The 22,067-nt window shown below is 55.4% G+C and carries 21 protein-coding genes; 11 read left to right on the top strand and 10 right to left on the bottom strand.

Going from position 1 to position 22,067, the window contains the following annotated elements; genetic code table 11:
- Positions 1 to 13: 13 nt before the first annotated feature.
- From G6R38_RS11360 to bshB1, 3 genes are all read right to left on the bottom strand, one after another.
- Positions 14 to 1,039 carry a DUF1559 domain-containing protein gene (locus tag G6R38_RS11360; RefSeq protein WP_166824748.1) on the bottom strand — a complete coding sequence of 342 codons (1,026 nt, stop codon included), beginning with the start codon at positions 1,037 to 1,039 and terminating at the stop codon, positions 14 to 16.
- A gap of 68 nt (positions 1,040 to 1,107) precedes the next feature.
- Entirely contained in the window at positions 1,108 to 1,380 is a 273-nt protein-coding gene (locus G6R38_RS11355) for a MoaD/ThiS family protein (RefSeq protein WP_166824745.1), read from the bottom strand.
- Positions 1,377 to 2,084 (bottom strand): bacillithiol biosynthesis deacetylase BshB1, encoded by a 708-nt coding sequence (gene bshB1 / locus G6R38_RS11350; RefSeq protein WP_240928165.1) that lies wholly within the window; start codon positions 2,082 to 2,084, stop codon positions 1,377 to 1,379. The genes G6R38_RS11355 and bshB1 overlap by 4 nt, the downstream gene beginning before the upstream one ends.
- 233 nt (positions 2,085 to 2,317) lie before the next feature.
- Here bshB1 and G6R38_RS11345 point away from each other — a divergent pair, with 233 nt between their 5' ends.
- Genes G6R38_RS11345 through G6R38_RS11330 form a run of 4 tightly spaced genes read left to right on the top strand, consistent with a single transcriptional unit; the run spans position 2,318 to position 6,678 of the window.
- A complete protein-coding gene (locus G6R38_RS11345; protein ID WP_166824742.1) occupies positions 2,318 to 3,376 on the top strand; it encodes a thioredoxin-disulfide reductase in 1,059 nt (352 codons plus the stop codon).
- Positions 3,377 to 3,387: 11 nt separating this feature from the next.
- A complete protein-coding gene (locus tag G6R38_RS11340) occupies positions 3,388 to 4,560 on the top strand; it encodes a M24 family metallopeptidase (protein WP_166824739.1) in 1,173 nt (390 codons plus the stop codon).
- A gap of 13 nt (positions 4,561 to 4,573) precedes the next feature.
- Positions 4,574 to 5,767, top strand: a complete 1,194-nt coding sequence (bioF, locus tag G6R38_RS11335; RefSeq protein WP_166824736.1) for an 8-amino-7-oxononanoate synthase — start codon at positions 4,574 to 4,576, stop codon at positions 5,765 to 5,767.
- On the top strand, positions 5,764 to 6,678 hold the full coding sequence (locus G6R38_RS11330) for an alpha/beta fold hydrolase (RefSeq protein WP_166824733.1): 915 nt from the start codon (positions 5,764 to 5,766) through the stop codon (positions 6,676 to 6,678). The genes bioF and G6R38_RS11330 overlap by 4 nt, the downstream gene beginning before the upstream one ends.
- A gap of 1 nt (position 6,679) precedes the next feature.
- Here the strand turns inward: G6R38_RS11330 and G6R38_RS11325 are convergent, their stop codons facing one another.
- Positions 6,680 to 8,302 (bottom strand): phytoene desaturase family protein, encoded by a 1,623-nt coding sequence (locus G6R38_RS11325; RefSeq protein WP_166824729.1) that lies wholly within the window; start codon positions 8,300 to 8,302, stop codon positions 6,680 to 6,682.
- A gap of 93 nt (positions 8,303 to 8,395) precedes the next feature.
- Positions 8,396 to 9,832 (bottom strand): Gfo/Idh/MocA family protein, encoded by a 1,437-nt coding sequence (locus G6R38_RS11320; protein ID WP_240928164.1) that lies wholly within the window; start codon positions 9,830 to 9,832, stop codon positions 8,396 to 8,398.
- 111 nt (positions 9,833 to 9,943) lie between these two features.
- Here G6R38_RS11320 and G6R38_RS11315 point away from each other — a divergent pair, with 111 nt between their 5' ends.
- Both G6R38_RS11315 and G6R38_RS11310 read left to right on the top strand, forming a co-directional pair.
- The gene (locus G6R38_RS11315) at positions 9,944 to 10,219 is read left to right on the top strand and encodes a hypothetical protein (RefSeq protein ID WP_166824726.1); all 276 of its coding nucleotides are present in this window, start codon (positions 9,944 to 9,946) and stop codon (positions 10,217 to 10,219) included.
- Positions 10,220 to 10,350: 131 nt separating this feature from the next.
- Entirely contained in the window at positions 10,351 to 11,460 is a 1,110-nt protein-coding gene (locus G6R38_RS11310) for a hypothetical protein (RefSeq protein ID WP_166824722.1), read from the top strand.
- 18 nt (positions 11,461 to 11,478) lie between these two features.
- Here G6R38_RS11310 and G6R38_RS11305 read toward each other — a convergent pair whose 3' ends face one another.
- A complete protein-coding gene (locus G6R38_RS11305) occupies positions 11,479 to 12,246 on the bottom strand; it encodes a hypothetical protein (RefSeq protein WP_166824719.1) in 768 nt (255 codons plus the stop codon).
- Between the two features lie 904 nt (positions 12,247 to 13,150).
- Between G6R38_RS11305 and G6R38_RS11300 the strand changes: the two genes are divergently transcribed.
- Entirely contained in the window at positions 13,151 to 13,633 is a 483-nt protein-coding gene (locus G6R38_RS11300) for a TadE/TadG family type IV pilus assembly protein (RefSeq protein ID WP_166824716.1), read from the top strand.
- A gap of 37 nt (positions 13,634 to 13,670) precedes the next feature.
- On the opposite strand, the gene G6R38_RS11295 is transcribed toward G6R38_RS11300, so the two are convergent.
- The gene (locus G6R38_RS11295; RefSeq protein WP_166824713.1) at positions 13,671 to 13,931 is read right to left on the bottom strand and encodes a hypothetical protein; all 261 of its coding nucleotides are present in this window, start codon (positions 13,929 to 13,931) and stop codon (positions 13,671 to 13,673) included.
- Positions 13,928 to 14,200 carry a FeoA family protein gene (locus G6R38_RS11290; protein WP_166824710.1) on the bottom strand — a complete coding sequence of 91 codons (273 nt, stop codon included), beginning with the start codon at positions 14,198 to 14,200 and terminating at the stop codon, positions 13,928 to 13,930. Before G6R38_RS11290 ends, G6R38_RS11295 begins: the two co-directional genes overlap by 4 nt.
- Before the next feature lie 378 nt (positions 14,201 to 14,578).
- On the opposite strand from G6R38_RS11290, the gene G6R38_RS11285 reads away from it, so the two are divergent.
- Positions 14,579 to 14,887, top strand: coding sequence for a hypothetical protein (locus G6R38_RS11285; RefSeq protein ID WP_240928163.1), 309 nt, complete (start codon positions 14,579 to 14,581; stop codon positions 14,885 to 14,887).
- Positions 14,888 to 15,108: 221 nt separating this feature from the next.
- Here the strand turns inward: G6R38_RS11285 and G6R38_RS11280 are convergent, their stop codons facing one another.
- Entirely contained in the window at positions 15,109 to 16,056 is a 948-nt protein-coding gene (locus tag G6R38_RS11280) for a hypothetical protein (RefSeq protein WP_206028554.1), read from the bottom strand.
- Between the two features lie 386 nt (positions 16,057 to 16,442).
- Here G6R38_RS11280 and G6R38_RS11275 point away from each other — a divergent pair, with 386 nt between their 5' ends.
- A complete protein-coding gene (locus tag G6R38_RS11275; protein WP_166824706.1) occupies positions 16,443 to 17,075 on the top strand; it encodes an SMI1/KNR4 family protein in 633 nt (210 codons plus the stop codon).
- Between the two features lie 66 nt (positions 17,076 to 17,141).
- Here the strand turns inward: G6R38_RS11275 and G6R38_RS11270 are convergent, their stop codons facing one another.
- Entirely contained in the window at positions 17,142 to 18,560 is a 1,419-nt protein-coding gene (locus G6R38_RS11270) for a serine/threonine protein kinase (RefSeq protein ID WP_166824703.1), read from the bottom strand.
- Positions 18,561 to 18,826: 266 nt separating this feature from the next.
- Between G6R38_RS11270 and G6R38_RS11265 the strand changes: the two genes are divergently transcribed.
- Together G6R38_RS11265 and G6R38_RS11260 are read left to right on the top strand one after the other, a co-directional pair.
- Positions 18,827 to 19,768, top strand: coding sequence for a Gfo/Idh/MocA family oxidoreductase (locus G6R38_RS11265; RefSeq protein WP_166824700.1), 942 nt, complete (start codon positions 18,827 to 18,829; stop codon positions 19,766 to 19,768).
- 232 nt (positions 19,769 to 20,000) lie between these two features.
- A complete protein-coding gene (locus G6R38_RS11260) occupies positions 20,001 to 22,064 on the top strand; it encodes an ExeA family protein (RefSeq protein WP_166824697.1) in 2,064 nt (687 codons plus the stop codon).
- Positions 22,065 to 22,067: the final 3 nt, after the last annotated feature.

Raw genomic sequence — 22,067 nt, 5'->3', positions numbered from 1 at the left:
TCGATAGCGGAGATTAATAATCGGACGGAACGACTTCGCCGCCACTCCTCGTGCCAAGTCCACGCCAAACGACAAGGTCGATGGACTCGCTGACTGACCGGACCGATCCATCCATCAACACAGCGTTGACGATTCCTGAATGGTAACTTCGCGAGGTGATTGCCGCATAGGTTGGGCTCCCCGCGTTGCCGTTCCGTCCCTCCTGCCAGGAATTGTAATCGGCGTCGATCTCAGTTCCTCCCTGATTATACGGGACGAACGTGTTTGGTGTGAGTGTTGTGGTGATCCCCGTGTGATGAACTCGCCCGTCGGGCCATTCCGTGTGACCGGTGTACTTCTCATCGGGACCGGATGCAACTTGAGTTGCAACGTCCGCTGCGGTAGCCGGAATGGTGGTGCTCGCCGGTCCGCCGTTGCGGGTGTAGAACTGCCAAGCTTTCACCTCGGCTGCGAGAAGCGTGTTGGTGGTGCCGTCAGTGAACGCGGCCAATCGGAGTTTCGCGTTGGGATAAAACGCCCCATTCCCCCCACGATTGGTGGCCGGATCGTACACAAACCAAGGACCGAAGTTGAATCCGTAGTTGGTCGGGTACAGAGTCGGTCGCCCGTCGGTGAAAGTCCGGGCTTCGTCAGAACGGGGATCACTTGGGCACGAGAACGGAGGAATCTTGATGCCATCAATGGCGGACTGCGAATCCCAAGCGGCCACGAGATCGACTTGGTCAAACAGATTGCCTTGTTCAAGATGCGGCAAAATTCGACCGTGTACCCCCCAAGAACCATTGTTGCCCGTCGAGGAAACACTCAAATCGACAATCGCACTCGGTGGGAGCACGTTGCTCGTCGAAATGTAATTGTGAATCGCGATTCCAATTTGCTTCAGATTGTTCTTGCACTGCGTTCGGCGAGCTGCCTCACGAGCTTGCTGAACCGCCGGAAGTAACAACGCGATCAAAATGGCGATGATCGCAATAACCACCAACAACTCGATTAATGTAAACGCTTTTCGCCTGACTCGTTGTAGTGGAATGCTCTTCATGCGAATTCTCATTGGTGAAAAGTGAATGTCACTCTGACTTGGTATTCTGACGGTTCAACTTTCGATTTCTAACCGCCGACATCAGCGGAAAGAATCTGAATCGTGTCTGCTTCGGTGATGGTTTCTTGGGTACCTTGCACGAATCGGTTGCCGTTCACGCTGGCGATGTAGCCAGGCTGCAAAGCGTCGCCCGTCAAACACGCGGCGGCAAATGGAGGGAGTTCCTTCGCAAGCGATTCGTACACGCTGGCGATTGTCGATTCATCGGGAACTTGGACCGTATGCTCAGCAACGCCGGCACGGAGTCGCGGGATGCCAAAGAATTCCACTCGAATTCTCATACCAATCCCTGAAAGCTGGCGACTCCGATTTCTTCGCGGCTGGCAAACGGCTCGGCATACGCGGTTCCAATTGTCCAGCCCCAATACCGAGCCCGATCACGGATGTCATCTAAGGGTGCGGGAAACTCCTGCGATTTCCCCACGAGAAATTGACTTTCGTAGCAACGAATGGCGGCCATTTTCTTTTCGATTTCGTGGCTGATATCGAGGACGAATTTCGGTTGTGGTCGAATCCGCAGATGGATACTCCAAAAATAGTAGATTTTCGGAGGCCAAAACGGCTCGCCAAGCATGTCGCTTTTCGACAGCTTCGCCCAGAATCGCGCATCATCGACAAGTTGACTCGCAGCCACGTGATCGGGATGGGCGTCCTGCCAATAAGGTGCGAGCAGCACGCGCGGTCGGGTCAACCGAAAGACTTGTGCCAGTTGACGTTTCGCTTCGAGCGTGTTCTCCAAACTGCGGTTGGTTAAACCGAGTTCGTATCGCCAAGTGAGGTCGAGAATCTTCGTTGCCGCCGCTGTTTCTCGCCGACGGATTTCCGGTGATCCATGCGGCGTTGGTTCGCCATTTGTCAGTTCGACCACTCCGACACGCAGACCTTCGGACCGGCATTTCGAAATCGTACCGCCAACGCTGATTTCCGCGTCATCGGGATGCGGAGCGACCACTAAAATGTCCAGCGGTTCTTCCAACGGCTTCAAGGGTGTCTCCCAATATGACGGAACACGGCAATTCGAATCGGCACCGGTCTGCAAGAGTTGCCAGCCGTTGGCAACTTTCGTATCGTTTCCTACCGTAAGTTCTCCGAGGCAGCCCACGCAAGTGCGGCAAGAGCCTTCGGTTCACATTATTCTTATGGTGTTCACGCCTGTTGACTGCGTCGGGGGGTGAACGTCGATCGTTCGGCGTGGTCGGTTATTGAAGGGACATCCCGGTGGCAGAAAAAGTAGTGATTATTGGTTCGGGACCGTCGGGATGGGCCTCCGCAATCTACGCTGCCCGCGCGGAATTGGAACCGCTCGTCTTCGAGGGAGCCGAAACCGAGGAAAACCGCGTCCAAGGAACAATGCCTCTCGGTCAGCTCAACCTCACAACGGAAGTCGAGAACTACCCTGGGTTTGCAGCTGGTGACATGGGTGGTTACCTCGATTCCGCGTTGCCCGAAGAACTCGTCCCTTATCGCGATCCTAAAGCCGAATCGCATCGTGCCGTTACCGGTCCTGAGTTGATGGAACTCATGCGGCAACAAGCCAAGAACTTCGGCACACGGATCGTGACCGACGACATTGTCGAAGTTGATTTCTCGCAAAAGCCATTCAAACTCAAGGCAAAATCGGGTGATGTCGTCGAAGCGCACGCGGTGATTATTTCCACTGGCGCTCGTGCAAACTGGCTGAATTTGGAAAGCGAAAACAAGTACAAGAACCAAGGCGTTTCCGCATGTGCCGTTTGTGATGGGGCATTGCCACGGTTCCGGAACAAGCCGCTGGTTGTCATCGGTGGTGGCGACAGTGCGATGGAAGAGGCGACGTACCTCACGAAATTCGCGAGCCAAGTCCATCTCGTTCACCGTCGTGAAGAACTCCGGGCCAGCCCGATCATGGCGGAACGCGCGAAAAACAACCCGAAAATCACGTTCGAATGGAACTCCGAAGTCGATGAAGTTTTCGGCAATGACGAAAACGGCGTCACCGGGGTCCGCCTGAAGAGCACCAAGACTCCCGGCGAAACGAAGGACATCGAAGCCAGCGGAATGTTCGTCGCAATCGGCCATACGCCGAATACGGCATTCCTGAAGGATCAGGTCGAACTCAACGAATCGGGTTACATCGTCTGGAAGACCCCATTCCGCACACACACAAGCGTTGAGGGCGTGTTCGCTGGTGGTGATGTCGCCGACGACCATTATCGCCAAGCCGTCACCGCAGCCGGAACTGGTTGCATGGCCGCTCTTGATGCCCAACATTACTTAGAAGAACACGGTTTAGCCTGAAAGAATCATTGATGTTGACCGAATCTGGATGCCGAAGCCGTCAATCGCGGCTTTGGAACGCGCTCCCTGAAAGTGTGGAATGGGTGTTGATTGCCGACCCTCGGCATGTGCAATACCTCTGCAATTTTTGGGTGAATCCCATTAGTTTCTCGCATGGCGAGCGTGGGCTGCTGTTGCTCGAACGTGAACACGGCTCGACGTTGTTGGCCGACAATTTCTCACTACGCTCCGCCGCATCAACACCGTTTGTTGATCGCGAAGTCGATCAAACTTGGTACGACCATCGGAACTCAGTCGATAACCGCGATCATGCCCTGATCGCGGCGTTGAAATCCGTTTCCGAACGGCTTTACGGATACAACGGTGCCGTCGAGGCTGAATGGTTGCCCGTCGGAGCGTACGAAGTGTTGGGGCTCGATCACGAGCAACATTCCGTTTCGGCAGAACCCAACAAACGCCCGGGTTTGTCGGTCGATCTGGGAACGACATTGCGAGAGCTTCGACGGCAAAAAGAAGCCGATGAAATCGCATTGTTGAAGCAGTGCATGCAAGCCGGTGACGCCGGCCACGCCCGTGCACGTGAATTCATTGAACCGGGCGTTACCGATCTCGATGTGTACCGCGAAGTTCAGTCGGCCGCGATTGCAGCTGCCGGGCGACCGGCGATCGTCTATGGAGATTTCCGCGCAACGAACGCAAAAACGTTCAAAGCCGGTGGTCTACCTGCCAACAAAACATTGGAAGACGGTGACATGTTCATCTTGGATTACTCCGTGATGATCGATGGATACCGCAGCGACTTCACAAACACCTACGCCGTCGGTAAACCTTCCGACGAGCAGGAAATGATCTTCCGTCTTTGCGAAGCGGCATTGGCAGCGGGTGAAGCGTCGCTTCGAGCCGGAGTCGCGGCAAAGGACGTGTTCGCAGCCACGACGAAACCATTTGACGAGGCCGGTTACGGTCCGTTGACCCACCACGCGGGTCACGGTCTTGGTCTCGGCCACCCCGAAGCACCGATCCTTGTTCCGGAAAGCACCGACAGTCTCATTGCAGGAGACGTCGTCACGATCGAACCGGGGTTGTACATCGAAGGCATCGGCGGTGTCCGGATCGAGAATAACTATCTCATCCTCGATGGTGGTGCCGAGAAATTGAACAACCACCTCATTGCCCTCACCTAGTGGACGGGGAATTATGTCCCGTTCGCTTCCATGGCTCGACGCCGAACTCGAGCAACTCCAGGCCGACGGTTTGAAACGCAAACGGTCGACGATAGATTCGTCGATCGTTTCCTTTGCATCGAACGATTATCTCGGGCTGTCACGCCATCCGCGTGTGATCGCTGCCGCACACGACGCAATCAATCGATTGGGCGTCGGTGCCGGAGCGAGCGCACTGGTCACGGGTTACACGGATTGTCATCGCGACTTGGAAACCACCCTCGCCAAATTTGAACGCGAAGAATCGGCGATTCTATTCCCCAGCGGTTACGCGGCGAATGTCGGCACGTTGGCGGCTCTGATCGATTCCGAAGACATCGTTTTCTGCGATCGCCTGAATCACGCGAGTTTGATCGACGGGTGCCGTCTTTCGCGGGCCAGTTTTCAGGTCTATCGGCATGATCAGCTGGATCGCTTAGAGCAGCGATTGAAGCGTGCGACCGGCCATCGACGGCGGTACATTGTCACGGATTCGATTTTCAGCATGGACGGACACGCGGCGGACTTGCGAACTCTTTGCAAGATCGCGGAACGAACCGATGCCGAGGTTATCGTCGATGAAGCCCACGCGACAGGTTTGCTTGGGGAAAATGGTCGCGGAGTGGCTGAGTTGCAAGGCGTTACGGATCGTGTGGCGGTCCGAATTGGCACTTTGAGCAAGGCCATTGGCACTCTCGGCGGATTCGTAACCGGAACCGAATCGCTAACCGATTGGCTCTGGAATTCCGCGCGGTCGCAGATGTTTTCGACCGCGCTACCGCCGTCAGTTTGTGCGGCGGCAACCGAAGCTGTACACATCGTGCAAGCCGAACCGGAACGTCGTCATCGTGTTTTGAGCCTCGCGAATTCGTTGCGGTCTCAACTCACGAATGCTGGCTTCTCAATCCCATCCGGTGGCGTGAGTGCAATCGTGCCCGTCGTGATTGGTGATCCCGACACGACCATGCAATGGGCGGCCGAACTGAAACGTCGTGGTTTCCTCGTCGGTGCGATTCGACCGCCAACCGTGCCTGTTGGAACCTCACGGCTTCGAATTGCCGTTCACGCCGATCACACTGACGAAGACATCAACGGTTTCTGCAATTGCCTGTGTGAAGTCCGGCAGACAGCTCGTACAAATTCACATCGACTCTCTTCGAAATCGGCCAGGGCCGAGCGTGTGTCATGACCGAAACTCTCTCCACCTCTCCTCATCATTCGCGTGTCGGGTTCGCCGAGGAATATCCATTTGAATCACGGTTTTTGGAAATCGATGGCCATCGAATCCATTACATCGACGAAGGTTCCGGCCCCACGCTGCTCATGGTGCATGGGAACCCGACCTGGAGTTTCGCCTGGCGGAACCTCGTCAAAGACTTGTCGCAGGACTACCGTGTGCTCGCCATCGATCATCTAGGTTGTGGGTTCTCCGATAAACCGCAGGACTACGATTACCGGCTCGCGAACCATATTCAGAATTTGACAGCCTTCATCACCGAACTCGGCCTCAGCGAAATCACCTTGTTCGCGCATGATTGGGGTGGAGCGATCGGCATGGGGGCGGCGAGTCGGTTGCCGGATCGGTTTCGCAAATTCGTGCTGTTCAACACGGCGGCATTTCGATCGTTGGAGATTCCGTTGCGGATCGCTGTTTGTCGGACACCAATTCTCGGCAGTGTGATGCTACGCGGACTCAATGGATTTTCGCGGGCCGCATTGCGGATGGCCGTCTCCAAGCCGGAACGAATAACGAAAGCCGTTCGGCGGGGCTATTTGGCTCCGTATGATAATTGGGCGAATCGGATCGCGGTGCATCGATTCGTGGCAGACATCCCGCTCAAGAAATCACATCCGAGCTACGAAACGCTGACGGAAGTTGAGTCCGGTCTGAAGCAGTTTCAATCCCACCCGATGTTGCTCGTTTGGGGGGAACAGGATTTCTGCTTCACAACCAATTTCCTCAAGGAATGGCAGCTACGTTTCCCAAATGCGGAGACGCTTTCATTCCCGGACGCTGGTCACTATGTGTTCGATGACGCTCACGAACGAATCTTGCCCAAGGTTCGTGAATTCCTCGAAGACTCAGACTCTGAGAGCTGATTCAAGAACGCCCGTCGCGAATCATTTCTCGAGCCGCATTGCGTCCGCAAATTCCCATCACCCCACCACCAGGATGAGCAGCGCTGCCGCAAAGATAGAGACCGGCGATCGGAGTCCGATAGTCCCCCCAACCGGCAACCGGTCGCATGCTGTGCAGCTGATGCAACGACATTGCCCCTTGAAAAATGTTGCCACCCGTTAGACCGAAGGTCTGTTCCAAATCGACCGGGGTGAGAATCTGACGATGCAGAATTGAGTCTGGCACATTCGGTGCGAAACGAGCAATTTCGGCGATGCACCGATCGGCGTACTCTTCCCGCACGGTCTCCCAAGATCCTTGGCTTAGCTCGTAGGGTGCGTACTGCGTGAAGAGCGAGAGGATGTGACAGCCCTCAGGGGCAATCGTACGATCCACAGAAGTTGGAATGGTCATCTCCACAATGGGGCGTGACGAGGGCAAACCGTATTTCGCATCGTCGTACGCTCGTTCCAGATGGTTGAGCGTGGCACCGATGTGGATCGTCCCACGATGTTGCGGCCCCGGTGAACCATCCGCTGGCGACGGCAGGCACGTGAAGTTCGGCAACTCGCTGACAGCCAAATTGACCTTCAAACTTGCGCTGCGATAGTCGATTCGAGAAACCGCTTGCGAAAACTCCGGGGGAAGCTCGTTATGCGAAAGCATTTTCTCGAACGTCTGATGACAGTCCACGTTGGAAGCGACACGCCGAGCATGAATCACTTCCCCGGATTGCAAACGCACGCCCATCGTACGTCCGCGGTCGGTCAGGATTCGATCGACGGCGGCATCCGTTCGGATTTCGACTCCTCGTTCCCGAGCCGCTGCGGCGATGGCATTCGAGAGACTTCCCATACCACCTTCAACGTAACCCCACACACCACGGGCACCGCCGGCTGCCCCCATCACGTGATGCAGCAACACATACGCGGTACCCGGAGCGGATATCGGTTCAAAAGTGCCGATGATGGCATCGGTGGCGAGCGTCGCTTTAAGAACATCGGATTCAAACCAGCGATCGAGAATCGTGCGGGCCGACCCCGTGAGAATTTCGATCGCCTCGGGCAAATCGTTGCCCAGTTTCGCCATTGCCGAGTACAAAGATTTGCCCTGACGAAGGTCTTTGAATCGCTGCCAGAGCGAACGTCTACGCCAATCCTCGGGTAGCGGCAGCAAATTCGGCGGCGTCTGGCTGAGTGTTGGTTCCAGACATTCCGCAATTCGTTCCAACAGGCGTTCGTATCGCGGATAGCGTTCGGCGTCCTTTGTTGAGAATTTGGCGATTTCCTGCTGATTCGCGACATGATCGCGACCGAGCATCAAGTAGCGACCGTCTTCGAGTGGCGTGAACGAGGACGGATTTCTAGCGAGCACACGATACCCATGTCGCCGCAAATCCAGATCGTTTTCAATCTCCGACGGCAATAAACTCACGACGTAGGCCGCCGTCGAAACTCGAAAACCGGGCCAAGTTTCTTCGGTGACGCAGGCTCCGCCGAGAACATCACGCCGCTCGAGGACACACACGCTCCAACCGGCTTTCGCCAAATCAGCTGCACACACCAAACCGTTGTGTCCGCCGCCGATGATCACGCAATCGTACATTGATCGAACTCGATTTTTCGCGATCCAGAGCAACGTGATTGGTTCCAGCGCCCACAACTCACACCGAAACCATTGTGCCCCCGCCAAATGGTCTTACGTGATCGGCAGAGGCCAGTCGGCATGGTACTCCCGCGAGAGCAGTGCATTTGCGGATTTGTTCGTGCCGAAATTCATCGCGTTCGAGTCAAATTGCAATTCCGGACCGACTCGATAGGCAATGTTTCCCAGATGCACCAGCATCGAGCTGGCAGCAGTCGCGGAAAGACTCGCGGACGGCGTCTGTCGTGTGCGAACACACTCGATGAAATTTCGCAGGTGCGGCGTGAGACAGTCGCTCGCGGCCGACGACGGTGCGTCCTTCACGCCATAAACTTTCCAACCGCCACGGTCCACAATAAGCGTGCCTTGCTCACCGTAAAATGCGACGGCGGCATTCCGGCCTTCAATGCCATGGTTGGTCCACAACCGATGTTCCCATTCAATCGTGCGAGCGGCATCGGGATAGCGATAACTCACGTGCAGTGTGTCCGGGGTTTGGCGGTCATCGTCGAATGCTTGCTGACTACCAACCGAAACGATTGACGTCGGACTTTCCAAACCTAACCCCCAACGCGCGACGTCAAGCAGATGCACACCGAGATGGCCCAACTCGCCAGCCCCATAGTCCCAAAACCATCGCCAATTCTGATGAGAGCGGTTCGCATAGAACGGACTCGCGGGAGCCGGTCCACGCCACAAATCGAAGTCAAGAGTTTCTGGCGGATCGGACGGTTGATGTCGGCCGACACTTTTTCGCCGATGAACCGTCCAGGCTTTGGCGATCCAGACTTCACCAATCTGCCCGCTACGGACAAAATCGACGGCCGACCGAAAATGGTCTCCACTCCGTTGTTGCAAACCAACTTGAACAACACGCTTCGCCCGCTCCGCTGATCGAACGACTTGCTCAATTTCTTCGACCGTGTGAGCAATTGGCGGTTCGAGGTAGACGTCTTTCCCGGCAGCACAAGCCAGAGTCGTCATGTGGGCATGCCAGTGATCGGGCGTTGCAATGACGACGGCATCGACACGCGAATCATCCAGAACATGACGGAAATCCGATTCCCGCCGCGGATACACTCCTTGGTGCTCACCCAGTGTTCGCGCGACCCGTGAGAGCGCAGTCTCATCGACATCGCATACAGACACGACAACGGAATTCGTATGCCGAAGGAACTCCAGTCCCAATCGTTCGCCGTGGCCACGCAATCCAATGAGGCCGAGGCGGACCGGTTCGCCATCGTTGCCAGCAGCGTTCGCTCCCGCTGTCCCGACCGCCACCATACCGGCAGCGACCCCGGCGGCGTTCTTCGCGCTCGAGCCGAGAAATTGTCGGCGACTGATCCGGTCCAAAAACTGTTTTGTGTCCATAAATGCTGATTGCCGATTATGTTCGATCGAAGATTTGTCTAGTTTAACATGCGTCCGTCCCCGATGAAACGGTTTCTCGGTGTGAAACTGGAACCGCTTGTGTGTCAGGTTCCATGTCATTCGGTTGAAGATGCCTCGGACCTCTTGACACTCGGTGACAGTTAGGGAAGATAGGGGTTATAGGAGTTCGCTTCGGGATTGCATCTCCAAATGTTCAAGGATTGGCCACTTGTGCGCTGGAAAACTTGGATTCGGCGGGTATTGTGGTCGGGGATCGTCCTGAGTTTCGGGGTGATTGTGGCCGCTGCCCTGTGGCAGAGTTTGCGTGCGGTGGGAGACACCGTGGGTTCACGGGTTGCGGGCGGAATCGCGTTGGGGCTACTCAGCTGCTGGATTGTCAATGGAATCGTACTTGTGGTCCTGCTGGCGTTGGAGTTACTGTCGGTGAACGGAAACTCAACCGAGCACGGAGACTCACCGAAGGACAGTGACCGACACGAACCGTAGCGGTTCTCAGACCATGGTTCGGCCCTAGAGACGCAGTCGGTTCTTGTTTTCGGTCGCTGCAGTCAGGTTGATCCGCAATGGTCCGAGTGTGGCGTTCCACTCGTGAGCGTCCTTTGAAGGTCACCGATTCGATGCCAATCCGCTTTCGCTGCCAACACTGCAAACAGAACCTGGGAATCTCCCGGTCAAAAGCTGGCGAAGTTGTGGACTGTCCGACTTGTGGACGGTCCATCGAAGTTCCTCAACGCGATGGCCAAGCTAAAGATGCTCGCCGGCCGCAAATGAACTTTCGAGACCCCGCTGTGGCGAAAGCAATGCGGGAAATCCAATTGCTCGGCGACGATATTGCCAAACCGAAAACCGACTCGAGCCGAGAAAGCTCCTCGGAAATGGAGTCTGCCGTTGAGTCAATGCCAATCATGCTTTCCGAGCCGGAAGTTGCACCGCCTCCAGCGTTGGAGATTGCTCCCGCCCCCACAAACCAACCGACATCGGAACCAACCGGACTCCCGCCGGAACAAACTCCCGAACGCCAGCGAAACGAGTTGGAAGAATTGGCGAGAGAAGCCGACGAGCATGCCGGCCATTCGAGTTCCGTCGGTCAACCTTCGCAGCTGTCGATTCCGCTCATTGGTGGATTGGTGCTGGCGTTCGGTCTCATGATGGGCTTGGGGATGGGCTACTTTTTTTCCGACTCAGATTCCGGCGAATCGAAGGGGGATGGTGAAACTTCAAGTCAAGCGGAGGAGCAACCCAACCAAGCACCTCCGACACCAGTTCCAGACTCTGACGAAACCAATGTCACGGTCGTAAGTGGTGTGATTACGTACGACCCCGAAAATGCAACGACCCGCCCCGACTCTCAATCTCTGGTGATTTTATTGGCAACTTCACGGCTGGGAGAAGTCATGATTCCGGGCGAATCGTTGTGGGAACCGGTCGAAAGTTCGGACTTCCAAGTCGCCGCCGCCGCACTCGAATTGATCGGCGGGCAGGCGGCGTTGACAGACTCGGAAGGCAAGTTCTCGCTCACGGTTCCATCGTCAGAGCCTCATCATTTTCTCGTGGTGTCTCGGCATACGATGCGGGAGGATTCGGCAATTGACGCGGCTTTGAATGACGTTCTGAAAGAGTACTTCGAGCAACCGCGACAACTGCTGGGCAAGCGGGCCTATCATGTGGAGATGCTAACATTGAGCGGCGAAAAGCAACTCTCGATCCGTCACCGCTTTGAGCGATAACGTCCGTCGAGCATGTTCTCACCGAGCAAAAAGCCATTGGCACACGATCCAAGCCGGTGGTGAGATTTGCGGTGCGATCAGCGATACCCAATCGTTGGTTTCCATCACGTGTTGCGGTTTCTGTTCCACCTTCGTGACGGTCGCAATCGCCGCGTGACGTTGCGGGCCGGCTTCGGCAACGGCTGGACCGGTGGGGATTGCGGGAGTCGATACCACAATCTCCACCTCTTCGACCAACTCCAATCGAACCGGTTTTTCGGCGATAGCAGGGCCTGGCTCTGCAACGATTCGCACAGGTTTTTGGGCGATCGCCGGGCCGGGAATCACAACCTCTTCGACAATCTCCACGACAACGTCTTCTTCGACGACGACCTCGATCACCGTGGTTTCTTCGACTGCTTCCGTGTCCTCGACAACGACGGGAGCCTCCACAACTTCGACGATCGTTGGTTCGTCAATCGTTTCCAAGCGGACAGGTTTCTCAGCGATTGCAGGACCGACCGGCACGATCACTTCGACATCTGTTTCGGTCGGAAGAATGATCTCCAATTCGGTGACGATGGTTTCGGTCGAGGTCTCGGCGGTCAAGACATTTTCGATTTCTGGTTTAGCGATTTCTGGCTTCGTTAGTTGCACATCTTCGATCGGTCGAATTGCTTTTTCCGCGACTGCGGGACCGGCAAATTCAGCGGTCGGTGTCTCGTCGGCATGGGCAGCAACTGCCAAGCCGGCGAAGGCGAGCAAAATCCCAAGTGTCAGGCGGAGGCATGTACGGGGAGTCGGCATGGTCGAAATCCTTTCGGTGCGTGGATGCAGGTGGGGGCAGTCGGGCGATGGCGGCGGAGTGGAGCCAATCTCATCGCTGTGGAGTTTGCGGTCCGGCAAGTGAACGCAAACCGACGCGTTGGTGTAGGGTGGCGTGCGACGGAAGTCTGTCTTGGCCTACGAAAGTCGAAGCCAAGGCGGTGATGCGAAGTCAAAGACATCCGCGCGATTTGCGGCCCAGCGAGTTTGAATCGGTGAGGTTTCCGATTGAGTCCGCGGGCGTGGTGGCGAACTCACTTGGGGGGAAACCATCGATCCAAGTTGGATGCGACACTAGATCAAGTCTAGTTGAGAGAGCAACGACCGACGCTGTGTATCCACTGGGAAATACTAGCCTTGGGTCGTCACACATAAGCTTAATGCGACACTAATAGACTTATCGGAGTTTACCAATCAACGACTTCAGGAATTCTTGGGAAGTTGCGAAGCTTGAGCCATCCCGGAGGTTTGAATAGACCTCAACAGGCTAGGCAGAGTTTACCGGCAAACGACGAAGGTCTGGTGACCAAGTCCCCGAATCACTCCCCGATCAAGAGAACTTTTTGCCGGCAGATGACGGAACTTGAGCAAAATCCCCGAGAACTCGAAATTTTCGTGAGTTTTCTCAGACACCCCAATTCCATGAGCTAGGTTTGCAATGACGTACTCTCAACAACAGGCGAAACACGCAACTGCTCTTGCCGGAACCGGGAAGACCTTCGTCGTTCCGCAACACCGACGAAGTTGCACGACGATCGCCATTCAATGGAGTTGAGAACGCGTTCATCCTAACAATCGCGTCAAAACACTCGCATTTTTCAGCAGACACTTAGCGCCAGCCGTCGCATTCGAACATGAGTTGGTCTAGCGGGAAGGACATCGGACGATGAAAGCTCGAGCCGCAATGACAAATCGACAGCTCACCAGCGCACCTCGCACGAACGAACACGAATCCCGGCGAGGGACGGCATTGGTTGAAATGGCATTGGTGCTGCCAATCTTCATGATGGTCACACTCGGGATCGTCGAGTTCGGCCGTGCGATGATGGTCAGTCAATTGGTGACGAATGCCGCTCGTGAGGGGGCCCGGCAAGCCATTATTGATGGTTCCAACAACGCCAATGTCAGAAGCACCATCGAAACGTTCATGCAGCAGTCAGCAAACGTGGCGGCAGGCGACCTGGTCATTACGATCACAGTGACGCCCGCCCCTGGCAACACCGATCCTGCGAATCAGGTCGCCAATACCAGTTCCGGTGATTTGATTCAGATTATGATCGATGTTCCCTTCAACAAGGTCAGCTTTATTCCTGGCAACTACTTGAAGGACAAGCATCTTCGCGGAATGGCCGCCATGCGACGCGAGTAGCAGGCATTCACTGTGCCACTTCTTTCCGAATGCTGTGTTACTCGGAACTGGCTTCCGCTTCGGCTTCTTCCTCGATGAATCGTTTGCGGCTGGCCTCGAGAATCTCATTGAAATCGACATCGCAACGTTTGCAGACGTGGAGAATGTCGGTGAGAAGACAAGTCATCGCAACATCGACCGGCTCGCCACCAAGCCCCTCCGGCAACCATGTGTAGTGCCGAGAGCGGATCACGTCGCGAATGTGGTCGAGCCAATGATCACGAAGTCCATCCAATGCTTCCGGGTCGGGCGTGGTCACGTGGTTTCTCCTGTTGGGAATGAGATCGTCGATTCCGTAGCCGGGATCATCTTGACCTCGATGCGTTTTGCCTCGGTCACTCGAATGGAGAGCCGGTAGCCTCGGTAACGACACTCGACCGCTTGGGTAATTGGAGCGTATCCGGTCACAGCGATTTCTTCACCGCTGGTGAGTCCCATTTCGATCAACCGCGTCGCGATGGCATCGTCGCCATGAATGCTAACGATTAGCCCGCGTTCGCCAGGTCGTAGCGAGTGGAGCCGAGTCATAGAGACCTCCAATCCATGTCCGCCGTCACTCAAAACTGTAGACCCATCGAGCGCCGCGTCAAGCGTAGCGTGAGTGCGAATCTGTTGCAACTCACAATGCACAAACGGGTTACGGGGCAATGCGTTCGCGTCGTCAGACGCATGCGAAACTTCGAGCCGATCGTCCGTTCTTCGTGTACACAGTGGATTCGTTAACGCAATCATGACGTGGTCACAACAAGGCATGACCTGCTACAACCGAAGGTCAATTGCTCTTGGCAACGACTAACCACTCCCTGAGATTCATCGAGATTTCGGTGGAATCCAGAGACCATTCCGAGCGTTTGGACGGTTGGGGCTGAGTTTTGGGGAGGAATCCCGGCGTCTGGTTCCGGTACAATGTTGAGCACGGCTGCGGACGAACGACCAGGGACAATCAAGTTGACGAATATGGGTGATCTCACGAATCCACGCTGGATGTATCTCAAAGCGATTTTGTTCGTGCTCGGTGGCGTCATGTCCGCAGGCCTGATCTTGGCGGAATCACCAGAGTGGAGGACGGCCGCCCTCTTGGCAGTGTGCGTGTGGTGTTTTGCTCGGGCCTACTATTTCGCGTTTTACGTCATTGAGCATTACATCGACGATGACTTTCGCTACGCTGGCCTGTCGTCGGTCCTCAAATATTGGTTTCAACGTCGTAAGAAGTGATGGAACGACGGCATGTTTGTCGCATGGGGAGACGCGAAAGCGAATGTTCCCTTCGCGACGGGAGTGATTTCATCCGCCGATTCGGGAACTGGTTTAATTCGTCAGCCACGCTCGGCGCGTAAAAAAGCTCCGTGCCGCCGGATGAGGGGAAGAACCGGGGGCACGGAGACATTCGACCGCCCCTTGTTGGGGCGGTGAATCGTCGATGTTCGAGAACTGGATTAACGTCGCAGTGCGTAGACGGCAACGTCGTCGATGATCCACGGCGTTGACCAGGTGCGATTGTCGTCTCGGCTCGTAATGTTGAAGAAGCAGGTATTGAACTGCTCGCACTTGTAGCCGTAAGGGTATTTCGACGCGATGCGATCGGAAGGTCGCAACGGATCGACCCCGGGGCTGGCGTAGTAATGGACTCGGCCATCGGGTGTGAACGACATACCGAGCGTCCACCAACCCACTTGTTTGATCTGCGGTCCGACGAAGTCTTCACCGGTTTCGTCACCACGAACGATGATGACAGCAGAGTCGAAGTTGTATTGCGGATCGGTCTTGCTGTTGAACTGGATGAACATGCCTGGCCAATAGAGTTCCGTCTCTTTGACGGTCTTTTTGCGTTTGAAGAACAAGAACTTTTTGACCTTTTGCTCTTCCTTCGTGGTCTGCACATCGCCACGGAAACCAAACGTCGTACCGGTCTTGTTGTCCCATTGATCGAACGGCGGCAGGTAAACGCGAACCACACAACTCGGTGATCGGTAAACCGGAATCGTGCCGACGTGCGAACTGGAATTGAAGACGAAATCGTCCTGGTTCGTTTTGTATGCAGGTCGATTCGGAATGCCAGTATCGCGGGATCGCAACATCAGCGACCCAAGACTCCCAGCCGGACCACCGGGCGGAGTAGTGACACGCTTGATCAAGTCCGGTTGTCCACGTTTGAGTCCTTCGCCGAACTTGCCGTTGGTCGAATAGCCTGCGGGATATCGTTGCTGTCCATCTTGTTCTTCGCTACTTTTCGGGAAGTTGTGAACGAAGCTCCAGTTTTCGTCTTCGAAGTCATCGTAGACCAACCGCAAGCCGGTTCCCGGTGTGACCTGTGCCTGAATCGGACTAATCGAAAACGCTGCTACCGTGAGGAGCAGTCCAAACCGGAACAATGGATATGACATCCGGTAACCCCGCATATTTAGTGTAGACTATGGAAAGTGAGTCGAACGGTGGGGTCACGAGGCACCACGGCCACGGACCACGCCAACGTCGAATCGTGCGTATCTGCGGGGTGTATCGGAACGGTGTATTCCGGCTGTCCACCGGTTTCCGAACCGGAGTTGGCGACATTGATAAAGACGGGACGCCCCAGAGGCCCAACTCGCAGAATCGTTACAACCTGCCGGATTCGACTCGATCAATTCTTCGGGTGAGAGCGGGTTTCCGTGATGTACCGGGTTCAGGAACTAGTCGACTTCAACGCAGACACAGCGTCATTCGCAACCCCCAATCACGATTTTGCTGACCCCATCGAACCGAATTTCCTCAAAGCTTCCGATGCCAAGCAATGATCGAAACGATCGAAAACCTGTTCTCTGCTCTTCAGTCGTCAGGATTTGTGACGAATTTGGAGGTCGAACCACCATTACGCGAGGTTCCCTCACACATCGCCGAGATTCCACTACCGACGCAGTTGATCGAATTCTACCACAATGTCGCTGGACGGATTCACGGACGGTATTGCCGTTCGCTACAGCCGGAAGATCAGGACCGGTTTGGGGCCAGTTTCCTCGGTGATCAACTAATTGGCGGACCGCAACTTTTCTCGCCAGACGAGCTGATTTCCACAAAGATCGAAATGCTTAGGTGGGCGTTGGAGTCGTGGGTGGTCGAGGACGCCGACGAACGGATGTGTTGGACGTTGTCCATTCCATTCGCAGCGATGGCGAACGGAGATTACCTGGCGTTCGATGAGTACGAACAAGTCGTTTACTTAGACAGCGACGGCGAGTCGTTCATACTCGAAGCCGACTTCGGTGAGTTCTGGGAGAAGTGGGAACGGTTGTTCTTCATCGGCCCGGAACTTTGGATGTTCGAGCCGTTCTGGAGTGAATACGGATTGATCATCGGCAATCTCGAGAATGTCGCCCGATTCCGCGAAGTATTTCAATCGCTGCTCGAACCATCACCCATCAGTTGAACCGAATGACGGTCTTCTGTATTCGCAGTGGACGCAAGACGCCGCCACGGCACTCGACTGAATTCCTTACAAGATATCCAAGTCGTCGATGCTCATTTCTTCCAGATCATCAGCCTTTTCGGTTGCTTGAGGCTTTTTCTCTGGTTTCTTCTCGGAAGCAGGAGGCTTTTGCTCTGCCGCTGGCTGCTGCGGCGGTTGTTGTTGGGGTGGCCGTTGTTGCTGTGGATTTTGCGGTTGTGGACCGGGTTGTTGCCCAGGCATCGGTTGTGGTGGCATCCCCTGCGGGGGCATCCCCTGCTGCGGATACGACTGCCCACCGTAACCCGGCGGCATTTGCTGCGGATATTGCGGATATCCCGGCGGCATTTGCTGTGGGTATTGCGGATACTGGGGATAACCTGGCGGCATTTGCTGGGGCGGCGGTCCTTGAGCGGCCGGTTGATTTTGTTGTTTGTTGTCTTTCTTCTTGTTGGTCGGATCCAAAATTTTTGGTTTCGGCTTCGGTTTGGGAGCCTCCGACTTGATGCCGAGTGCCTGTCGCTCCGCGTCCGTTCGGCTATCGAGTCGATTACTCAGACTGGCTAAATTGGCTTTGCGATCTTCCTCGGTTTTTTTGGCAATGGCAGCGGCCATTTCAGCAGGATCTTCCTTAAACGCTTTAACAGAACGAAGTTCTGCGTGAAGTTCGTTCATGTCCGCGTAGCGCTTTTCGGGCTTTTTCGCCAACATCTTCGCGATGACACGATCCATCTCGGGAGTGATATTTGGATTCACAGCCGAAGGTGTGGGAGGCGGAGTCTGCAAGTGCATTCGGAGCATGTCGCCCGGGGTCGTTGCAGCGAACGGAACTCGCCCAGTGAGCACTTCAAATGCAACAATTCCCAAACTGTAGATATCCGTCGCGGCGGTTGGTGGCTTCTTTCGGATCGTTTCCGGCGCAATATACGTCCGCGTTCCCTGGACCACATTTCCACCAAGCGAAAGAAACTTGCCGAGCCCACCCGCCTTCTTCACGGTCAAAGAAAAGTCGATGACGCGTAGTTCTCCGCCACGATTGAAAAGGATGTTATCCGGCTTGATATCCTTGTGAATCCACCCGTTTTCGTGCATGTGGGCGAACGCTTGGCACAACCCGTCAAATAGTTTCCGAAACCGTGATTGCAATCCCGGTAGATCGCTCTTGAGTTGTTGCTTCAAGTTCGGTGCACGGAAATACTCCATAATGATGTAACCGAACTGCTTGGTTACCTTCACTTTATGTGTTTCGATGATGTTCGGGTGTTTCAATCCCAACCCGATCTTCGCCTCGCGTTTGAGTGTGGCTTTGTGCTCGGCATTCTCGAGAGCCTCCGGACGCAACATTTTCATTGCGAAGTGCGTGCCGCTCGCTTCCTCCACGACTTCTTCGATCACCGTCGCACTACCGGCCGCAATCTCGTTGACTGAGCGATATCCATCAATTACGTCTGTGGACTCTTCGGACACGAATGGACCTCATCGAGTGAAGAATGTGACTCTGATTCGTCACTTCGAGTATAACGTTTGATGACCCGGTAGGTAGGGTTTATTCCTGAGCGGAGTCTGCGAAGTTGGGAAAAGACGATACCGATTCCGTGCCGTTCACTAGATTCGGAACGCCTGAGTTTAAAAATCTGGGTTTGTGTCCGTTTCGAATCACCGTATGATGATTCGGAGTCGATGCGTGACAGGTCCACCGAAGATGGGCCGTTTCTTCGCGATTGCATTCCGTCATGGTAAATTTGGGAATCGTCGGTTTGGGGCCGGCTTGGGAAACACGATATCGGCCAGCGCTACGGGCGCTGCGCTCGCGGGTTCGCGTGTGCGCGGTTTATGATTGTGTTCCGAGTCGGGCGGCTGCGGCGGCGAAGTCGGTCGATGCCGACGTCGTTGGCGGAATTCGCGCGATGATGCTGCGGCCGGATATCCGTGGAATTCTTTGGCTGGGTACCGAGTGGCAAGGCGATGCCCCTCTGCAATTTGCGATCGCTGCCCGCAAACCAACGATGATCGCCGCTCCCAATGCGTTCCCGATCGACACACTCGCCCGCTTGCATTTGAGTGGACTCTCGACAGGACTGACACTGATGCCGGAATTTCTCCGGCGATATCTCCCCGCGACGCACCGCGTGCAGGAACTTCTCGCCACCCGAATCGGGCCGGCACGTGTGATCCGAGCAACCTTGCAGACGACGGAGGTCGGGTTGGCGACGTCCCCGGAGCTCACAGCGTTGCTGGATTGGTGTCGGCACATCGCCCGCACCCCACCCGCGACGATCCAGGCCACCCAAAACGGACACGGCGAGCGTTTGGTCGTCGAGTTTCGGCAGCCACGAATCGCCAGCTTCAAGCCGCGAGCCGAAATTCATTTGCAGGCTGGAGAGTCATCCGAGACACCAAAGTTGATCATCGAAGGTGACCAAGGACGGATCGCGATCGAAGAAACTCATCGCATCCGCTGGAACTGCGATAACGAGGAAACGGTCGAGGATCTCAGCAACGAACGTCCGGCTGCGGAGGTATTGATCGATCACTTCTGCCGTCGCGTCGTTGGCGGTCTGATCCCCGTTGCTGACCTGGGCGACTTGTGCAGTCACCTGCAAGTTTTGGAAGAAGCTCGTCGCAGTCTTGCCCAAGGCCGAGCACTCCGAATCAATCCGATTGACGCAGTCTGAGCCAAGACTCAAGACACTTTCTTTGGTTTGGCGAGCGGTGTGTAACCCAGGAATTTCCCTCTGCTTGTATTCGGCAGAAATGTCAAAGTGTCCGGATTACGCGGATTTTGCTGGAGTTCCCGAAGTCTGCTTGCCGATGTCTCTGAGGCGTCGTGTTCTCTGGATGAGATGCGCGCCCGTGTTTGAGGAGACCGTGAAATTCTGATCTATCGCCGAGGGAGTTGGCGTCCCGATGTACGAATCGCTTTACCGGCTGAGCCGTCGTCCGTTCGCGCCCACACCGGCTCTGGCATTCTATGTGCCCAATGCGTCGTCGGAAGCCGCTCTGGATGGCTTGGAACATGCCGTCCGTGAGGACCAGGGCATTGGAATTCTCACGGCGGAAGTTGGTCTGGGCAAAACTCTCGTCTGTCAGCAATTGGCGGAACGGCTGGCGGACGAATACACGGTCGTGTTCCTTTCGAGTTCAAATTACCCGAACTCGCGAGCGTTGTTGCAGGCGATTCTTTACGAAATCGGTCATCCCTACACTCGGTTGGATGAACAAGAACTCCGGTTAGAACTTCAAACCGCTCTCCGGGAATTGCGTGAGGACACACGCGGTTTAGTCCTGATCGTCGATGAAGCCAATTTCCTCAGCGATGAACTGCTGGAGGAAATCCGGACGTTGACGCACTTGGCGATCGACGGTGTGCCGTTGATTCGAGTTGTGCTGTCGGCTCATATGTCCTTTGAGGAGCGACTGATTGACCGGCAAATGGAACCGTTGAACCAACGGATCGGCTGCCATGTCTTCCTTGAACCGTTGTCACACGAGGAATCCATCAGCTACGTCGCTGCGCGACTTCAGTTGGCTGATGGCAACGTTGATGAAATCCTCACAACGGATGCGTTGCTCGCGATTTGTCAGGCGAGTGGCGGTGTGCCACGTTGCTTGAATCAATTGTGCGACCATACGTTGCTCCTCGGTTACGCGTTTCAGGAACAACCGATCACCATCGAGCGGGTACACGAAGCGTTGGAAGACCTCAAACCGCTGCCGTTGCAATGGAACAATCTTCCGTCCGCGCCAATTCCGGAGGAACACGCTCAGTTCTGTGAGGAATCCGCAGAAGACGAAGCAAACGTGGACACCGAGGAACAAGTCCTCGAACCCTCGGACACCGATGTGGCCCCTGTCGACGCTTCCGAGGATGCTGCCGTGTTCGAATTTGGATCCGATGAAGTCGCTGACGGCGTCACCCCGCCCGTCATGACTACAGAAATTTCGGAACCCGTCGAGGCATCCGTATTTGAAGTCGGCGGAGACGAAGACACGGAATTCTCCACCAGCGATGTAGACACAGATCAAATTCCATCAGTCTGGACGAACGAGCCGGTTGGAGAATCCATGGAGTCAAACGTGATCGAGTTTGGTTCACCGGACGAGTCTTCGGTTTCCGACGTTGTTCAAGAACCGGCACCGACCTCTGAAGAACACCATGTAATCGTGCCGCCCACTCCGACTTGGCGGCAAACTCCGGAGACGATCGAAACCGAACGGGTTCGGCAAGCCGTTGGTCCGTATGCGTGGTCATTCGCCGAGGAAGCCGTTACGGATCGATATTCTGCGTTGGACGCAGGACGCTCGATCGATTTCAGCTTGAAATCCATCGCAACGACTTCGGTCTGCCCCACGGTCCAGCTTCGTTGTGAAGAACAAGGCTGGCTTCCCGCAGAACCATCGCCGTTTGCCAAGTCATCCTTGCCAGTCGAGTGGATCGAAGACGAAGTTCCGAGTCCATCGGAAACCCCAGACCAACCGGTCTCGCACTCCAATCCGTTGGACACCATCGACGCGATTCTCCCGCAGGTCGAGAGTGCTTTGAACGACGGAATCGAATCACAGGAGACGGTGGAGCCCGTCGAAAACGCTCCGGCGAACGCGGCCGACGTGTTGCAATCGGTAGAAGAGCAAATCGCAGAATTCCACAACTCGGATTCGGAAGTCGACTTGGAAACCGAGATCGGGGCCTTAGTTCTCGACACCTGCGTGAGCACTCAGGCGGAACTCTACGGCAGCCCACGCAACCGTGAAGTCGACCAGCAACTCGCAGCCGCCTTGGAAGACACACTTGCCGAAAAACTCGGTACGTCCAAAACCGAGGCGTCTGAGTCTGAGGTGCAACCCAAGCAAAAATCGATCGCGGAGCAACTCGCCGAAGCTGCCCACACCGAGCACGAGATACCGCAGCCAAAACAGACTCGCAAATACGGCAGCTTGTTCACCAAGCTCCGACGGAAATTACGATCCTAATCC

Source organism: Thalassoroseus pseudoceratinae, assembly GCF_011634775.1.
GTDB classification, from domain to species: Bacteria; Planctomycetota; Planctomycetia; order Planctomycetales; family Planctomycetaceae; genus Thalassoroseus; species Thalassoroseus pseudoceratinae.
Note: the sequence above shows the minus strand (reverse complement) of the source record. Positions and strands in the feature narration are given on the sequence as shown.

What these genes read in the sequence shown, in the direction of transcription:
- G6R38_RS11320 (WP_240928164.1), bottom strand. Translation starts at nt 9,832, where the DNA reads ATGACATGGAACCTGACACACAAGCGGTTCCAGTTTCACACCGAGAAA.
- G6R38_RS11290 (WP_166824710.1), bottom strand. Translation starts at nt 14,200, where the DNA reads ATGACTCGGCTCCACTCGCTACGACCTGGCGAACGCGGGCTAATCGTT.
- G6R38_RS11360 (WP_166824748.1), bottom strand. Translation starts at nt 1,039, where the DNA reads ATGAAGAGCATTCCACTACAACGAGTCAGGCGAAAAGCGTTTACATTA.
- G6R38_RS11265 (WP_166824700.1), top strand. Translation starts at nt 18,827, where the DNA reads ATGGTAAATTTGGGAATCGTCGGTTTGGGGCCGGCTTGGGAAACACGA.
- G6R38_RS11260 (WP_166824697.1), top strand. Translation starts at nt 20,001, where the DNA reads ATGTACGAATCGCTTTACCGGCTGAGCCGTCGTCCGTTCGCGCCCACA.
- G6R38_RS11355 (WP_166824745.1), bottom strand. Translation starts at nt 1,380, where the DNA reads ATGAGAATTCGAGTGGAATTCTTTGGCATCCCGCGACTCCGTGCCGGC.
- G6R38_RS11300 (WP_166824716.1), top strand. Translation starts at nt 13,151, where the DNA reads ATGAAAGCTCGAGCCGCAATGACAAATCGACAGCTCACCAGCGCACCT.
- G6R38_RS11325 (WP_166824729.1), bottom strand. Translation starts at nt 8,302, where the DNA reads ATGTACGATTGCGTGATCATCGGCGGCGGACACAACGGTTTGGTGTGT.
- G6R38_RS11275 (WP_166824706.1), top strand. Translation starts at nt 16,443, where the DNA reads ATGATCGAAACGATCGAAAACCTGTTCTCTGCTCTTCAGTCGTCAGGA.
- G6R38_RS11340 (WP_166824739.1), top strand. Translation starts at nt 3,388, where the DNA reads ATGTTGACCGAATCTGGATGCCGAAGCCGTCAATCGCGGCTTTGGAAC.
- G6R38_RS11310 (WP_166824722.1), top strand. Translation starts at nt 10,351, where the DNA reads ATGCCAATCCGCTTTCGCTGCCAACACTGCAAACAGAACCTGGGAATC.
- G6R38_RS11280 (WP_206028554.1), bottom strand. Translation starts at nt 16,056, where the DNA reads ATGTCATATCCATTGTTCCGGTTTGGACTGCTCCTCACGGTAGCAGCG.
- G6R38_RS11285 (WP_240928163.1), top strand. Translation starts at nt 14,579, where the DNA reads ATGTTGAGCACGGCTGCGGACGAACGACCAGGGACAATCAAGTTGACG.
- bioF (WP_166824736.1), top strand. Translation starts at nt 4,574, where the DNA reads ATGTCCCGTTCGCTTCCATGGCTCGACGCCGAACTCGAGCAACTCCAG.
- G6R38_RS11305 (WP_166824719.1), bottom strand. Translation starts at nt 12,246, where the DNA reads ATGCCGACTCCCCGTACATGCCTCCGCCTGACACTTGGGATTTTGCTC.
- G6R38_RS11330 (WP_166824733.1), top strand. Translation starts at nt 5,764, where the DNA reads ATGACCGAAACTCTCTCCACCTCTCCTCATCATTCGCGTGTCGGGTTC.